Genomic DNA, 12,765 nt, shown 5'->3' on the forward strand with positions numbered 1-12,765 from the left:
TTATAACAAATCTACTTAATATCGAACTTATAAAGTTATAATTATTTTAAATTTTGTTAATTTTAACTAATTCGATATTAGATACAAATATATAATAAAATTAAAATTTAGGAGGATTTTTTATGAAAAAAATGGGAATGTTACTGCTTATAGGAGCATTAATGGTGGTTAGTTGCGGAAAAGACAATGCTAGCAAAGAAGAAGGAAAGGCTGGAACAACGGCTGAACAGACTGCTAATCAAGGAAAAGTTGATTTGAGCAAGGAAACTGCTGAATATAAAAAATATGTTGAAGGTCAGATTGATTTGCTTTTAAAAGAAACAGAAGATTTTGCAAAATTATTAAAGGAAGGAAAATTGGATGAAGCTAAGAAATTTTATCCGTTAATCCGTATGTCTTACGAAAGATCTGAACCTATTGCTGAAAGCTTTGGAGAATCTGATGTTAAGATAGATTATCGTCTTGTTGACTTTAAGGAAGAATTTAAAAATGAAGAAGGATGGAAAGGTTTTCATAGAATTGAAAAAATATTGTGGGAACAAAATACCACAAAAGGAACTGAAAAATATGCAGATGATCTTGTAAACGACATTAAGGAGTTAAGGGCAAAAATTGCTACAATTGAAGTAACGCCTGATTTAATGGTTACAGGAGCGATTGACTTATTAAATGAAGTTTCGACTCAAAAAATTACTGGAGAAGAAGAAGTGTTCTCACATACTGATTTATACGACTTTAGAGCAAATATTGAAGGGGCTCAGAAAATTTTTGAACTATTCAGACCTAAATTAGAACAAAAAGATGCTAAGCTCGTAACAACTTTAGATACAGAATTTAAAGCAGTAAACCAACTTCTTGACAAATATATGATAGATGACAACAACTATAAACTGTATACTGACCTGACAAAAGAAGATACGAAAGCACTAGCTGAAGCAGTTACTAAACTGGGAGAACCTTTGTCACAAATGGGAATTGTAATGGATGCAACTTCTAAAAAATAATAGATTTATTCGGTAACAAATATTTTTAAGCATTATCAAGCAGGGGGTTAATTCACCCCTTGTTAAAATTAACATTTAAATTATCGAACATATCTAAATAACTTACAGTATAAAAAGAGGTAAAAATAATGAGTGATGAAAATAATAAAAAATGGTTTGATAAAAAAATATCACGACGTGATTTTCTTAAAAAAGCTGGAATGGTTGGAGCTGGTGCCGCAATTGGAGCAAGTGGAGCTGGCGCAATTTTTGCAAATATGTTTAACGATAAGGCAAATCAAGTTGTTGGAGATGAAAAAATCTCATTTTATGGGCAGCATCAGTCAGGAATCGCTACTCCTGTTCAGAAAAATGTCTATTTTGCAGTACTAGATCTGCACTCTTTGAGCAAGGAAGAAATAAAGCAGATGTTCAAGGACTGGACTGATTATTCTCAAAAACTTATGAAAGGTGAACTAGTCGCTCCTGAACTGAAAAATCACCTTGTCCCTCCTATAGATACAGGAGAAACTGTTGGATTAAACCCTTATCGCTTGACATTAACTTTTGGAATAAGCCCCTCATTTCTCGATAAATTAAAACTGGATAACAAAAAATTAGATGAATTTAAAGATTTGCCACATTTTCCAAGAGATCAGATAAAAGATAAATATAAAGGTGGAGATATTTGCATTCAGGCTTGTGCAGATGATGCTCAAGTGGCATTTCACGCTGTAAGAAATCTTGTTCGTAAAGGACGTGCCTTAATTACTTTAAAATGGACTCAAGCTGGATTTCTTCCCATTGGAAATGGAAAAGAAACACCTAGAAATCTTTTTGGATTTAAAGATGGAACAGAAAATCCTAAAAATAATAACGACTTTAAGAATGTTGTATGGTATGATAAAAACAACTGGCTCAAAGATGGAACTTATATGATAGTAAGACGTATTCAGATGCATCTTGAAACTTGGGATAGAACTAATTTACAAGAACAGGAGAACACATTTGGAAGATATAAGGAAAGTGGCGCTCCATTTGGGGAAACAGATGAATTTGCAACAATTGACATAAATAAAAAAGGTCCAGACGGAAAACCAATTCTTCCCATTGATTCACATGTTTATCTTGCAAAAAAAGCTGAGGTAAAAATAGCACGCCGTGCCTTTTCGTATTCTAATGGAATAGACGAAGTGAGCGGACAGTTTGATGCAGGACTGCTATTTATATGTTTCCAAAAACATCCTGATCAATTCATAAAAATTCAGAACAGTTTAGGAAACGATGATAAACTGAACGAGTACATTACTCACGTTGGAACGGGTATTTTTGCCTGCTTTGGCGGAATAAAGGAAGGAGAGTATATTGGGCAGAAATTATTTGAATAAAATAAGTATAATGTTATTTTTGTGCTTTATGCTATCTTTTACAAATATTATTGCAAAGGAAAGTTACAGTAACCTCTATATAAAAATAACAGATACAACAACTGCTATAAAAAATAGCAATCAGAATGAAGCAAAAAAACTTTATTCTGAAATCAGGGAAGAATTTAAAAAAGTAAAAAATTCTGATTCAACACAAGGAAAAAAAGTACAGGAGCTTTTAAATAAGGAAAAATCAGCATTATCAGAAAATGACCTAAAAGAAGTTACAACAGCATTGCTTGCCTTTGAAAAGGAGCAAAATCCTGTTAATGATAACGAGGAAAAGAAAAAATTTCAGTCAAGAATGTATCCTGCTTTGGATATATTGGAAAAGGCGATTCAGTCTAAAAATGTGGAGCTTATGAAAAAAGAATATCTGAAATTTAATGGCGTATGGACTAGAAATGAAAGTTTTATAAGAAGCAGAAGTATTCCTTACTATGGAAAAGTCGAAACTGCCATGTCCTTTCTTAGAAGCTCTATGGAAGTGGAGCCTTTTGACTATGACAGCACAATGAATTCTTTCAATGAATTGAAGTCTGCTATAAAGGATTATCTGGATGGAAAAAAAATAGAAAACAATGTTTCAAGCACAATCACATTGAAAGAAGCTGTGGATATGCTAAAAGACGCCTTGGATGCTTTTAAAACAGGAAATAAAGCTAAAGGACAATCAAAAGTTAAGCAGTTTATTCAAGTATGGCCAACCGTTGAAGGCGATGTAAGTACAAGAAATTCAGCATTATACACAAAAGTGGAAACTCAAACTCCAATAATTATGGTAAAAGGTGCTGAAAAAGAATATCAGGAACAACTACAAGGATTAATAACAGAATTATCACAAATTGATACAAAAGCACAATATACATTTGTTGACGCAATGTTTATACTTCTTCGTGAAGGTGTGGAAGCACTTCTTATCGTTCTGGCATTGGTAAGCAGTCTAAAAGCTGCAAATCAGAAAAAAGGATTACGTTGGGTATATGCAGGAGCTGCTTTCGGAATTTTAGCAAGTGTCATTATAGCATTTATGCTTCAAGCACTATTCCCTGCGGTATCTTCAGGAACAAACCGTGAAATTCTGGAAGGAATTGTAGGAATTTTTGCGGTTATAATGATGATTGGTATTGGGTTCTGGCTACATAGCAAGTCATCTCTAAAATCTTGGAAAAACTACATTGACAGAAAAATGGATGTTGTTTTGAGCACAGGAAGTTTTATTTCAATGTTTGTATTAAGTTTTCTTGCGGTATTTAGGGAAGGTGCTGAAACAATTCTATTTTATGCGGGAATTTTACCGTTAATTTCTTTGCAGAGCTTGATTATTGGTATTGTGAGTGCTATACTAATATTAGTTGTAATCGCATTTGTACTAATATACGCTTCTTCAAAAATAAAAATACATCAAATATTCCTTGTATTGACATGGACGATATATTTCCTTGCGTTTAAGATGCTTGGAACAAGTATTCATATGCTGCAAGTTGTAGGAATTTTACCGCTACACGTGGTAAACTTTATTCCAATAGTAGAAATTTTGGGAATTTATGCAAATATGGAAGTATTTATTTGCCAGTTAATTTTAATAACTATAATTGCATTTGCAACTTTTAAAAGAAAAGATAAGTAAGTTTTAAATATTTTTAACAATCGGAAAGGAATAAAAAATGTCTAAAATTGATGAACAGACACTTATAGAACATCTAAGTGAATTTAGAAAAAGACTCATTGTAACAATCGTATTCTTTATAATAGCCTTTCTGATAAGCCTAGTATTCTGCTCTAGTATTTACAAATTATTAACAGCTTCTTTTAATCAGAAATTAGTTGTTCTAGGCCCTAACGATATTTTGAGCATTTATTTGATGCTGGCTGGAATATGTGCTTTCAGTCTAACTCTTCCATTTGCAAGTTATCAAATATGGGCATTTGTCCGTCCTGCATTGGAAGAAAGAGAAGCCAAAGTAGTTTTATCCTATGTTCCTGCAACCTTTATACTGTTTATTGCCGGTCTATGTTTTGGTTTCTTTTTCATAACGCCTGCATTATTAAATGTTCTTCTTTCATTTGGAGATGATTTGTTTAATATACAGCTTACAGCAAACAGTTATCTGACATTCATAATTCATACTTCCCTTCCACTTGGAATAATATTTGAACTGCCAGTTATTGTAGCCTTTTTAACATCGCTACACATTTTAACACCGCAATATCTAATAAAAAACAGAAGATATGGATACTTTATTTTACTAGTACTCGCAGTAGTATTAACACCTGCCGATTTTATAAGTGATTTAACAATGGCAGCTCCCTTAATCCTGCTGTATGAAGTGAGTATTCTTGTCTGCAAATATATTTATAAAAAAAGGAGGAATTACTAAAAATGGGAATTTTTAGAGATATCGGAGCACCAGGACTCATAGTCCTTATACTTGGGGCATTACTTATTTTCGGACCAAAAAGACTGCCTGAACTGGGAGAATCCATCGGAAAAATGATTCGAGAATTTAAAAAGTCAGTTTCTGGAATTGATTTGGAAAAAGATGAAAATAAAAATATAGAGGAAAAAAAAGAAGAGAAATAAAAAAACAAGAGCAGTCTCATAACCATGAACCGCTCTTTTTTATTTAAAATTAATTTACAAAAAAAAGCCCATTTTTTATAACAACTTAATGTTTTTTAAAATAGACTTTTGAGATACAGTTTATTTTTATTTCAGAATTATTCTCCTTCAGGTAAAATAAATCCTGCTATTAAATATGCGATTACTAACGATCCTCCTGTAAGAACTGCTAATACAACTGCTATTATTCTTATTAAGTTAGAATCTTTATCCATGTATTTTGCAAGTCCACCACATACACCCATTATTTTTTTGTCGGATGCTGATTTTGTTAGTTTTTTTTCCATTTTTCCCTCCTAAATATTTTTATAAAAAATCCAAAAAATTTACTTTTCAAAAATTATCTTACAATTTGGAATAAGATTGCAACTACTAGAAATAACGTTGCAACAACTTCTGTAAATTTTTCAATTCCTTCTTTTTCTTCATCCAAGATGTTAGCAGAACTTTTCGCTAAACCTTGGCTTCTATCTGGCTGTAGTAAGATTACGCTTATCATGATGATTGATAAAATTACTAGAGCTATAATTAATAAATTTTCTAACACGTTATTATTTCCTCCTATAATTTACAAAACAAGAGAATAAGCAATTAATTTTTTTCAAAATAATTATTTAGCTGCTGCATCTCCGGCTTTTATTATTACAGCGAATTTTTCAGGAATTAAACTTGCTCCTCCTACTAATCCACCGTCAATATCTGTTTGAGCGATTAAGTCAGCTGCATTTGCATCGTTCATTGATCCACCATATTGAACTGTTACGTTTTCTGCAACTTCTTTTCCATATAAATCAGTTAATAATCCTCTGATGAATGCGTGAACTTCTTGAGCTTGTTCTGGAGTAGCAGTTTTACCTGTTCCAATTGCCCATACTGGTTCGTAAGCAAGTACAACGTTTGCCATTTCAGCAGCTGTTACATCTTTTAACCCACCAGTAATTTGAGTTTTTACAACATCATTAGTAGTTCCAGCTTCTCTTTCTTCCAATTTTTCTCCGATACATAAGATTGGTTTTAAATTGTGAGCCAATGCTGATTTTACTTTTTCATTGATGATTTCATCAGTTTCGTGGTAATATTCTCTTCTTTCAGAATGTCCTAAAATTACATATTCTACACCTAAATCTTTTAACATCAATGGTGAAATTTCTCCAGTATATGCTCCGCTTTCTTTAGCATTCATATTTTCAGCAGCGATTTTAATGTTGCTTCCTGCAGTTTCTCTAGTTGCTGTTTCTAATGCAGTAAATGGTGCTCCAATTACGATTCCTGCATTTTTTACGTCTGCTACTAAAGGTTTTAATTCATTGAAGAATTGTGCAGCCTCTTTTGCAGTTTTGTTCATTTTCCAGTTTCCAGCTACTATTACTTTTCTCATAGTTTTTCCTCCATTATTTATTTAATATTTTACATTTTCTTTTATTTTATCATACATTACTTTTTTTATCAATGCCAATACTTGAATTTTTCAATTTGATTTTTTGTATCTTTTATGTTAAAATTCTTTTGAGTAGTTTAAAGTAAATAAAATTAAAAAATATATTAGAATTGGAGGAGTTTATGAACAATAATATAAGTGAACAAAAGTCAATCGCAGGATTAAAAGCCTTTGCTGTTGCTTTTCTTATAAATTTGAGCTTTTTTGCGGGATTTAGTATAAATGCTGCCGTTTTCCCGATAAATCTAAGTTTTTCAATGGGATTTAGCTTACTAATACCAATAGTTGCATTAATTCTGGAGCAGGAAAATGGATTTGTACGGGCATATTCAAAACAAACATTGGTAGTAACGGTATTGTTATTGATTTCAACATTTTTAAATATTATTATAATTGCTGGAAATATTTTATTTTTTGTAATTTTTGTAATACTATCTGTATTCCAAATCATCGCAACAGTATCATCAGCATTGAAAAAAGAATTTAAAATTCCTTTTATAGAAAAGATTACAGATTTATTATTTGTAGATTAATTAATAAAAAGATGGGGGCGTATTATTTTATGCCCCTATACACAGAATTTGATAAAATTCATAAAAAAGTTATTGACAAATTATAAAAATATATGATATACTAACTGAGTAGTGTACGGGTGGATGTCCGAACGGCTAAGGGACCGGTCTTGAAAACCGGCGAAATCGCAAGATGTCTGGGTTCGAATCCCAGTTCACCCGCCATTTAAAATTTATGTTTTTGGAGAAGTGGCAGAGAGGCCGAATGCGCTCCCCTGCTAAGGGAGTATCCGGGCTAAAACTTGGATCGAGGGTTCAAATCCCTCCTTCTCCGCCATTTTTTTTTAATAATTAAATTAATAATCAAAAAAATGCATCTGTAGCTCAATTGGATAGAGCGTCTGACTACGGATCAGAAGGTTATGGGTTCAACTCCTGTCAGGTGCGCCATTAAACAAATAGAATACAGTATTTATATAGTTTGAAGAGATTTTAAAAAACCTTTGGAGACATTTTGGGGGCATTTTTAAAACTCTTCATTTTTTAATTTCTCAAGTGTGTCTATTAGCTTATCCTCGTTCCCATCCATTAAATGCGCATAGGTATCCAGCGTCATCTTAACACTTTCGTGCCCGAGCCGTTTTGATACAGCTATTATATTTACGCCTTCATTTAATAAAACGCTTGCGTGGCTATGCCTAAAATCATGCAGCCTAATTTTCTTCAGGTTGTATTTTCTTATCGTATTATTTTTGCAGCGATGAACATTAGTTCTGCTTGTGTTAAAAATTCTCGGTATATTAATATCATATAATTTTTTTAGATATTCCTGAACTATATCACAAAGAAAATTAGGTATTTTTATTGTTCTAATTGAACTTTTGGTTTTTGGCGTTGTGATGTGTTCTTTTCCTTTTATTTTTTGATAGTTTTTATTGATTCTCATAGTCCTATTCTTAAAATTGAAATCTTTGTGATTTAGCGCTAAAATTTCTCCGATTCTTGCTCCTGTGAAATAAAGCAAATTAAATATCGTATATAATTCACAGTTATCTACATGTTTTATAAAATCATTAAATTCTTTTAAATTCCAAACTTTTATCTCATCTTTTTCTCTCAGCAGGGGAGAATCGCTAACTTGCCCAGCTCTCGCAACTGGATTGAATGGCAAGTTATAAAATTTTACAGCATAATTCATAATCGCTGACATTTCTTTTTGTATAGTTACAAAATAGCTTTTTTTATAATTGTTTTTCAGTTCTTCGTTTTGCCATTTTCTAATTATAATAGGGGTAATGTCCCCAACTAAAATATTTTCAAAAAATGGAATGAGTTTGAATTTAAAAATCTTTTCTTTATTGTTGTAAGAACTCGGTTTTATTCTTGTTTTTATATCTGTTAAATATATTTGTGCAAAATCTTTAAAATAAATTGATTCGGCTTTCGTGGATAATTGTGCCAAAAAATTTCTCTCATATTCGACAGCTCCCTTTTTTGTCTTAAATCCCCTTTTCTTTTTCTTTCTGCTGAAACCATTTATTTCCTTATACCTAAATTCACAATACCAAGTTCCTCTCTCGTCATCCTTGTATGCTGGCATATAAATCCCCTATTCTATATTGTATCTTTCATTAAAATATTTGGCATTTACAACTTTATCGTAATATAGAAATCCTTTTTCTTCCAATTCTTTGTTCAATTCTTTTATAATTTTCTTTGCACGCTTTTCAGAAGCTTCTAACATTTCCATTACATCATTTTTGTTGTAAAAATATTTCTTTTTCATTGTCTCTCCATTTCTGCCATATTAATATAACTCGATATAACACAATCTTTTAAAACGTGTTTAGCAGTCTCTTCAAAAGTTGGACTGCTAAAACTTTCGTCTTCTATTTCTTCTCCGTTAATATAAATTTTTGCTATAAATCTTATTTCATTTTGAATTTTTATTTTGTGTATTTCGCCATATTTAATCATTTATCCATCCTTTTCTAATCCTCAACTTCATCTTCTGTTTCGATAACTTGAAAACCTATTTCTATAGTATCCCATAACCAATCATCGAATTCTTTTTTTAACTTTTCTTCATCGTTTATTATTGCTTCTGCCTCTTTTTCTGTATAACCGTAATCATCGACTAAATCTATGACTTCAGCATTCGTAGAACGAAAATTTGCATTACTGTTTACAAAAAAATTTACTTTGTATCTGCTCATCTGTTTTCCTCCAGTAAGTTTTTGTTTTCATAAATATTTCCTGAAATTTTGCACTTATATTTTTCTAAAAATGTATCTAATGTACATATTATATTAGTTGTATCGCTTTTTGGATATTTGATTTCAAAACATCCGTTTTCAAAAAATACAACTATATTTTTATATTTATTACAAGAAATTAAGTCATTTTCATAAATTTCTTTGCCATTTGCATCTTTAAGTCCTGAAAATTGCATTAATTCAATATCATCAAAAATCATTCTTCTTGACAGATACGCATTAATAAATTCGTTCTTTTCAAGATATTGTATGGATTTATCTGTGAAATCTATTGTTTCAACATTCACCATTTTCTTTTCTTCTTTGAGCCAAGCTCTAAATTTTATTTCTCTAGTCATTATCATCCCTCTTTTCGTGCCATTCAAGACTACATTTTTTCATATATTCTGCATATTCTTGTGCTTCCCGTTTTGTTTCAAAATAGTTTCCAATATCGTACCTTTCTTTATCTATCTCTGCAAAATCTTCTTCATCGAACAGTATTTTGAGTTGAAAGTTGACATAGTAATATTCTTCTCCTTGTTCTGCCCTCCAACGTTTCTTTTCCATTTTAATCCTCCCATTTTTCCAAATCTAAGTCAGGACCAAAAAATCTCATTCTTGAACCATCTTTAAGTTCAAGAAATATAATAGGCTCTAAAACAGTCCATCCACCCATAATTATTTTTTTTGATTCTACACTAATACGTTCTAAATTTTCTTTTAAATATTTTTCTACATCTTCTCTTTCCATTTTAATCCTCCTATTCAAATTCAATCTTTATTTTTTTTATCTTTTCTTTAATCTCGTTCAATTCCTTTTCATCTTTCAGTAAAATAGCATTTACTGTTTCTAATATAAGAAAAACATCGTTTTCGTTTTCAAATGTTAATTCTTCAACATCATAGCTGTTTTCTTTCTTTTCTCCGAAATATATCTGTATATGATTCGGTTTCATGTTAGAATTTTTAAACCTTGACTTTTTCTCTTTTTCTTTTCTCAATCTGAATATTTCGTCAAGTTTTTCCTTATCTTGTGTGTTCATGCTTTACGCTCCTTTCTCTAATTCTTTGCTTATGTTTTTATAGATAATTTTCAATTCTTTTAATTCTAAGTTATCTAAATCAAGCAAGTCTAAGTTGTTCAATACGCCTACTTGTTTATTTTCTTCTATTTTTGAAATATTATCCACTATCCATTTTATACATTTCTCTTTTTTTTCTTGCTCTTCTTCAGGTGTCATTTTACTTTTTGTGGGCTTTGTTTGGTTTGTGTTATTATTTTGATTTCCTGTATTAGTTGTATCGCTGTCTTTCGTGTCATCAATGGCAAGCAATCCGTTTAAGGCGTATTTTCTTGCATATGATGAACTTGCACCTGTTATTTGACTGCCATCCATCCCCTTTTTTGTCAATTCTTCTCTTGCAAAAGAAGTTGTACTGTGTTTTTCTCCGCTTTCGGTGTCAATTAAAGTTGCAGTTGCTTTAATGTAAAATCTATCTCCAATTTGCACCAGTTCATCACTTAGTTGAATAATCATTTTTTCTCTCAAAAGTAATGGCTTCAACGCTTCTAAAATATCTTCACAATTTCTAAAGTTGTAATTTCCAAAATTATTTCTTTGTGATTTTGGAGCTTTTAATTCAACCTGTATCTTATTTATTTTTTCGTAAATATTCATTATTCTTTTTCTCCCATTTATCATTGTCTTGTTTTAATTCCTTGTTAAGTTCCTGCAAGTTCTTAACAGCATTCTTAAAAAAGTTAAGACTTGCATTTTGCTTTTTTATATAATCATCAAACATTTTAAATCAATCCTTTCTTGGTTTTAAAACACTCTTAAAATCTGTAATTCTGCTTGGCACGTACCACAACAGTAATGCCACCAAAAACGGAAATGCTACATTGCCGCCAAATATCCAATGTCCCTTAATTCTAATCGTTTCAATCTGCATTAGGGCAGTTGTTACAATTAGAATTATCCATTTTATTGCACTCTTTGTTGTTAGCATTTTCTTCCTCCAGTTCCTTAATTTCTTCTTGATCCATTTCAGCTTCAAGCTGTTCTCTTATTGTCATAATCTTTCCTCCTTGTTTTTTATTAAATCAGTTCCCAATCTTGATAACACAAAAAATGCTTCTACTTTAGTTTTAAAATAATTTCCTTCCTCTTTCCGCTCTTTATCTGATGTTCTGCCTTTATCCACAGTTGAAGAAATAACAAATCTGTTTTTGTGAAGATTAATAAACCAGTAAAGATTTTTGTAATCTTCCGAATAAATAAGAGTTCGCTCATCATCTAAAATAAGATGTATCATACCTAACATGCTGTGTAAATTTTGCATTTCAACATCTTTAATAGTTTTTCCTTGCCTCATTGATAAGTCGATTTCCTTGTGCAATATTTCTTTCATTTCTCTAATTTGTTCTTCTGTTTTCATAAATTCCTCCTAAAATAAATTTTTGTATTAACTTAATTGTGCTATCTATTTAAAAGTTAAAAAAATAATAAATAAAGAAAGGAGCTGGCAATGAAAATACCAGTTTTTTCTGCATATCTGAGTAATGTTTACCTTGTGCAAAATATGCAGAGGTTAATAGATAGCACGATTAAATTAACACTTTGGGTTATTTTAAGTTATAATATAGCGTGGGCTTATTATGAAAGGGGAATAATGAGTAAAAAAGATTTATTTAAACAATATCCGCCTTATTTTGAAGGTATTTATAACAAACAAGTAATAATTTCAATCAATTATAAAGACAGCTACAACGGAAAGATTTTTTATTACAAGGTATTCGGTATTGCTTCCAATATAGAAGAAGCTGAAAACGATTTATTTAAAAAAGTTTCCTTGTTAGACACAATTATGTATTTAAACGGAACTTTAAATAAAATTGATCGATTGAATCATTTTGAAAAGAAAGAAATATCAAATATTGATATAAAAATTCTTAATAATCCAGCAGACGAAATATTTGTTTTGTCTCTTGAAATTGAAAATTTAAGAGTGCTTTCTTCGTCTAAAGAACTACAAACAGCTTATAACGAATTATTTGCTAAAGCAGTAATGTATTTATAAAATTAGTTAATAAGCCCACGTCATGTTATTTAATTAATTTTTGTACTTCACCAATAAGTTCAAGTGATTGTTTTACACTTGAAATGTTGAAAATAGCTTTTTCCAAAGTTTCGATATATTCTTTTAATTCGTTAAAGCTCATATCTTCTAAGAGTTTGCTTTTTCGTTTTTCAACAATTTTTTGAAGATCCATAATTTTTCCTCCCGAAATTTATTTAAGATTATTAATATCTTATCCAAACCCACAATTGCTTATGAGCTTGGTAAAACATCAATTACTTTTTGAATAATCTCTTAATTCTGTTTTTCAACTTCTTAGCTTCCTTTTCTTTTAAAACCTTTTTGTTGTTTTCGTTTACAATTGCTAATGCTTCAAATTTCATTTTTCTACCTCCATTTTGTAATTATTTTTCTTAGCCATATCCATTAAATCGGTATATGAT

23 protein-coding genes and 3 tRNA genes are annotated in these 12,765 nt (G+C 30.7%); 10 read left to right on the forward strand and 16 right to left on the reverse strand.

Annotated features, from left to right (window positions below; translation table 11 throughout):
• Positions 1–122: 122 nt before the first annotated feature.
• From efeO to AB8B23_RS02965, 5 genes are all read left to right on the forward strand, one after another.
• Positions 123–1,004: an iron uptake system protein EfeO gene (gene efeO, locus AB8B23_RS02945; protein ID WP_369713326.1), complete on the forward strand. Its 882-nt coding sequence runs from the start codon at positions 123–125 to the stop codon at positions 1,002–1,004.
• A gap of 128 nt (positions 1,005–1,132) precedes the next feature.
• Complete coding sequence (gene efeB / locus AB8B23_RS02950) at positions 1,133–2,371, forward strand: iron uptake transporter deferrochelatase/peroxidase subunit (RefSeq protein WP_369713327.1); 1,239 nt, start codon at positions 1,133–1,135, stop codon at positions 2,369–2,371.
• The gene (locus AB8B23_RS02955) at positions 2,349–4,040 is read left to right on the forward strand and encodes an FTR1 family iron permease (RefSeq protein WP_369713328.1); all 1,692 of its coding nucleotides are present in this window, start codon (positions 2,349–2,351) and stop codon (positions 4,038–4,040) included. The genes efeB and AB8B23_RS02955 overlap by 23 nt, the downstream gene beginning before the upstream one ends.
• Positions 4,041–4,077: 37 nt before the next feature.
• Positions 4,078–4,791, forward strand: a complete 714-nt coding sequence (gene tatC / locus AB8B23_RS02960) for a twin-arginine translocase subunit TatC (protein ID WP_021743274.1) — start codon at positions 4,078–4,080, stop codon at positions 4,789–4,791.
• Between the two features lie 2 nt (positions 4,792–4,793).
• Complete coding sequence (locus tag AB8B23_RS02965; protein WP_021743273.1) at positions 4,794–4,994, forward strand: twin-arginine translocase TatA/TatE family subunit; 201 nt, start codon at positions 4,794–4,796, stop codon at positions 4,992–4,994.
• A 137-nt stretch (positions 4,995–5,131) separates the two neighbouring features.
• Here the strand turns inward: AB8B23_RS02965 and AB8B23_RS02970 are convergent, their stop codons facing one another.
• From AB8B23_RS02970 to tpiA, 3 genes are all read right to left on the reverse strand, one after another.
• Positions 5,132–5,320: a PspC domain-containing protein gene (locus AB8B23_RS02970; RefSeq protein ID WP_021743272.1), complete on the reverse strand. Its 189-nt coding sequence runs from the start codon at positions 5,318–5,320 to the stop codon at positions 5,132–5,134.
• 53 nt (positions 5,321–5,373) lie between these two features.
• Positions 5,374–5,580, reverse strand: coding sequence for a preprotein translocase subunit SecG (gene secG, locus AB8B23_RS02975; protein WP_026749337.1), 207 nt, complete (start codon positions 5,578–5,580; stop codon positions 5,374–5,376).
• Positions 5,581–5,643: 63 nt separating this feature from the next.
• Positions 5,644–6,411, reverse strand: a complete 768-nt coding sequence (gene tpiA / locus AB8B23_RS02980) for a triose-phosphate isomerase (protein ID WP_369713330.1) — start codon at positions 6,409–6,411, stop codon at positions 5,644–5,646.
• 182 nt (positions 6,412–6,593) lie between these two features.
• Here tpiA and AB8B23_RS02985 point away from each other — a divergent pair, with 182 nt between their 5' ends.
• The 4 genes from AB8B23_RS02985 (at position 6,594) to AB8B23_RS03000 (ending at position 7,433) form a co-directional block, all read left to right on the forward strand.
• Positions 6,594–7,004 carry a DUF4870 domain-containing protein gene (locus AB8B23_RS02985; protein WP_021743269.1) on the forward strand — a complete coding sequence of 137 codons (411 nt, stop codon included), beginning with the start codon at positions 6,594–6,596 and terminating at the stop codon, positions 7,002–7,004.
• A 117-nt stretch (positions 7,005–7,121) separates the two neighbouring features.
• Positions 7,122–7,208, forward strand: a tRNA-Ser gene (locus tag AB8B23_RS02990).
• Positions 7,209–7,226: 18 nt separating this feature from the next.
• Positions 7,227–7,320, forward strand: a tRNA-Ser gene (locus AB8B23_RS02995).
• A gap of 36 nt (positions 7,321–7,356) precedes the next feature.
• A tRNA-Arg gene (locus AB8B23_RS03000) sits at positions 7,357–7,433 on the forward strand.
• A 76-nt stretch (positions 7,434–7,509) separates the two neighbouring features.
• Here AB8B23_RS03000 and AB8B23_RS03005 read toward each other — a convergent pair.
• From AB8B23_RS03005 to AB8B23_RS03060, 12 genes are all read right to left on the reverse strand, one after another.
• Positions 7,510–8,583, reverse strand: coding sequence for a site-specific integrase (locus tag AB8B23_RS03005; RefSeq protein WP_369713331.1), 1,074 nt, complete (start codon positions 8,581–8,583; stop codon positions 7,510–7,512).
• 9 nt (positions 8,584–8,592) lie between these two features.
• Positions 8,593–8,769, reverse strand: a complete 177-nt coding sequence (locus tag AB8B23_RS03010) for a transcriptional regulator (protein ID WP_369713333.1) — start codon at positions 8,767–8,769, stop codon at positions 8,593–8,595.
• Positions 8,766–8,960 (reverse strand): hypothetical protein, encoded by a 195-nt coding sequence (locus tag AB8B23_RS03015; protein ID WP_369713334.1) that lies wholly within the window; start codon positions 8,958–8,960, stop codon positions 8,766–8,768. Before AB8B23_RS03015 ends, AB8B23_RS03010 begins: the two co-directional genes overlap by 4 nt.
• A gap of 14 nt (positions 8,961–8,974) precedes the next feature.
• The gene (locus tag AB8B23_RS03020; RefSeq protein ID WP_369713336.1) at positions 8,975–9,199 is read right to left on the reverse strand and encodes a hypothetical protein; all 225 of its coding nucleotides are present in this window, start codon (positions 9,197–9,199) and stop codon (positions 8,975–8,977) included.
• Positions 9,196–9,597, reverse strand: a complete 402-nt coding sequence (locus tag AB8B23_RS03025; RefSeq protein WP_369713337.1) for a YopX family protein — start codon at positions 9,595–9,597, stop codon at positions 9,196–9,198. The genes AB8B23_RS03020 and AB8B23_RS03025 overlap by 4 nt, the downstream gene beginning before the upstream one ends.
• Positions 9,590–9,808 (reverse strand): hypothetical protein, encoded by a 219-nt coding sequence (locus AB8B23_RS03030; protein ID WP_369713338.1) that lies wholly within the window; start codon positions 9,806–9,808, stop codon positions 9,590–9,592. Before AB8B23_RS03030 ends, AB8B23_RS03025 begins: the two co-directional genes overlap by 8 nt.
• 1 nt (position 9,809) lies before the next feature.
• Positions 9,810–9,992 (reverse strand): hypothetical protein, encoded by a 183-nt coding sequence (locus AB8B23_RS03035; RefSeq protein WP_369713339.1) that lies wholly within the window; start codon positions 9,990–9,992, stop codon positions 9,810–9,812.
• A gap of 10 nt (positions 9,993–10,002) precedes the next feature.
• A complete protein-coding gene (locus AB8B23_RS03040; RefSeq protein WP_369713340.1) occupies positions 10,003–10,284 on the reverse strand; it encodes a hypothetical protein in 282 nt (93 codons plus the stop codon).
• Between the two features lie 3 nt (positions 10,285–10,287).
• Positions 10,288–10,920, reverse strand: a complete 633-nt coding sequence (locus AB8B23_RS03045) for an ERF family protein (protein WP_369713341.1) — start codon at positions 10,918–10,920, stop codon at positions 10,288–10,290.
• A complete protein-coding gene (locus AB8B23_RS03050) occupies positions 10,895–11,044 on the reverse strand; it encodes an enterotoxin type A (RefSeq protein WP_369713342.1) in 150 nt (49 codons plus the stop codon). Before AB8B23_RS03050 ends, AB8B23_RS03045 begins: the two co-directional genes overlap by 26 nt.
• Before the next feature lie 139 nt (positions 11,045–11,183).
• Positions 11,184–11,318, reverse strand: coding sequence for a hypothetical protein (locus tag AB8B23_RS03055; protein ID WP_369713343.1), 135 nt, complete (start codon positions 11,316–11,318; stop codon positions 11,184–11,186).
• Positions 11,315–11,680, reverse strand: coding sequence for a hypothetical protein (locus AB8B23_RS03060; protein ID WP_369713344.1), 366 nt, complete (start codon positions 11,678–11,680; stop codon positions 11,315–11,317). The genes AB8B23_RS03055 and AB8B23_RS03060 overlap by 4 nt, the downstream gene beginning before the upstream one ends.
• A 90-nt stretch (positions 11,681–11,770) precedes the next feature.
• Between AB8B23_RS03060 and AB8B23_RS03065 the strand changes: the two genes are divergently transcribed.
• The gene (locus AB8B23_RS03065; RefSeq protein WP_369713345.1) at positions 11,771–12,322 is read left to right on the forward strand and encodes a hypothetical protein; all 552 of its coding nucleotides are present in this window, start codon (positions 11,771–11,773) and stop codon (positions 12,320–12,322) included.
• Positions 12,323–12,347: 25 nt separating this feature from the next.
• On the opposite strand, the gene AB8B23_RS03070 is transcribed toward AB8B23_RS03065, so the two are convergent.
• Positions 12,348–12,515 carry a hypothetical protein gene (locus AB8B23_RS03070; RefSeq protein WP_369713346.1) on the reverse strand — a complete coding sequence of 56 codons (168 nt, stop codon included), beginning with the start codon at positions 12,513–12,515 and terminating at the stop codon, positions 12,348–12,350.
• Positions 12,516–12,765 lie beyond the last annotated feature (250 nt).

Origin of the sequence: Leptotrichia sp. HSP-342 (assembly GCF_041199995.1) — a bacterium.
In the GTDB taxonomy this organism is placed as follows: domain Bacteria; phylum Fusobacteriota; class Fusobacteriia; order Fusobacteriales; family Leptotrichiaceae; genus Leptotrichia; species Leptotrichia mesophila.

Excerpts from the sequence above, each read along its gene's own strand:
- AB8B23_RS03055 (WP_369713343.1), bottom strand. The coding sequence starts at position 11,318 with ATGACAATAAGAGAACAGCTTGAAGCTGAAATGGATCAAGAAGAAATT.
- AB8B23_RS03025 (WP_369713337.1), bottom strand. The coding sequence starts at position 9,597 with ATGACTAGAGAAATAAAATTTAGAGCTTGGCTCAAAGAAGAAAAGAAA.
- efeO (WP_369713326.1), top strand. The coding sequence starts at position 123 with ATGAAAAAAATGGGAATGTTACTGCTTATAGGAGCATTAATGGTGGTT.
- tpiA (WP_369713330.1), bottom strand. The coding sequence starts at position 6,411 with ATGAGAAAAGTAATAGTAGCTGGAAACTGGAAAATGAACAAAACTGCA.
- AB8B23_RS03045 (WP_369713341.1), bottom strand. The coding sequence starts at position 10,920 with ATGAATATTTACGAAAAAATAAATAAGATACAGGTTGAATTAAAAGCT.
- AB8B23_RS03060 (WP_369713344.1), bottom strand. The coding sequence starts at position 11,680 with ATGAAAACAGAAGAACAAATTAGAGAAATGAAAGAAATATTGCACAAG.
- AB8B23_RS03010 (WP_369713333.1), bottom strand. The coding sequence starts at position 8,769 with ATGAAAAAGAAATATTTTTACAACAAAAATGATGTAATGGAAATGTTA.
- AB8B23_RS03015 (WP_369713334.1), bottom strand. The coding sequence starts at position 8,960 with ATGATTAAATATGGCGAAATACACAAAATAAAAATTCAAAATGAAATA.
- AB8B23_RS03070 (WP_369713346.1), bottom strand. The coding sequence starts at position 12,515 with ATGGATCTTCAAAAAATTGTTGAAAAACGAAAAAGCAAACTCTTAGAA.
- AB8B23_RS03050 (WP_369713342.1), bottom strand. The coding sequence starts at position 11,044 with ATGTTTGATGATTATATAAAAAAGCAAAATGCAAGTCTTAACTTTTTT.
- AB8B23_RS02965 (WP_021743273.1), top strand. The coding sequence starts at position 4,794 with ATGGGAATTTTTAGAGATATCGGAGCACCAGGACTCATAGTCCTTATA.
- AB8B23_RS02985 (WP_021743269.1), top strand. The coding sequence starts at position 6,594 with ATGAACAATAATATAAGTGAACAAAAGTCAATCGCAGGATTAAAAGCC.
- AB8B23_RS03065 (WP_369713345.1), top strand. The coding sequence starts at position 11,771 with ATGAAAATACCAGTTTTTTCTGCATATCTGAGTAATGTTTACCTTGTG.
- AB8B23_RS03035 (WP_369713339.1), bottom strand. The coding sequence starts at position 9,992 with ATGGAAAGAGAAGATGTAGAAAAATATTTAAAAGAAAATTTAGAACGT.
- AB8B23_RS02970 (WP_021743272.1), bottom strand. The coding sequence starts at position 5,320 with ATGGAAAAAAAACTAACAAAATCAGCATCCGACAAAAAAATAATGGGT.
- AB8B23_RS03030 (WP_369713338.1), bottom strand. The coding sequence starts at position 9,808 with ATGGAAAAGAAACGTTGGAGGGCAGAACAAGGAGAAGAATATTACTAT.
- AB8B23_RS03040 (WP_369713340.1), bottom strand. The coding sequence starts at position 10,284 with ATGAACACACAAGATAAGGAAAAACTTGACGAAATATTCAGATTGAGA.
- AB8B23_RS03020 (WP_369713336.1), bottom strand. The coding sequence starts at position 9,199 with ATGAGCAGATACAAAGTAAATTTTTTTGTAAACAGTAATGCAAATTTT.
- AB8B23_RS03005 (WP_369713331.1), bottom strand. The coding sequence starts at position 8,583 with ATGCCAGCATACAAGGATGACGAGAGAGGAACTTGGTATTGTGAATTT.
- efeB (WP_369713327.1), top strand. The coding sequence starts at position 1,133 with ATGAGTGATGAAAATAATAAAAAATGGTTTGATAAAAAAATATCACGA.
- tatC (WP_021743274.1), top strand. The coding sequence starts at position 4,078 with ATGTCTAAAATTGATGAACAGACACTTATAGAACATCTAAGTGAATTT.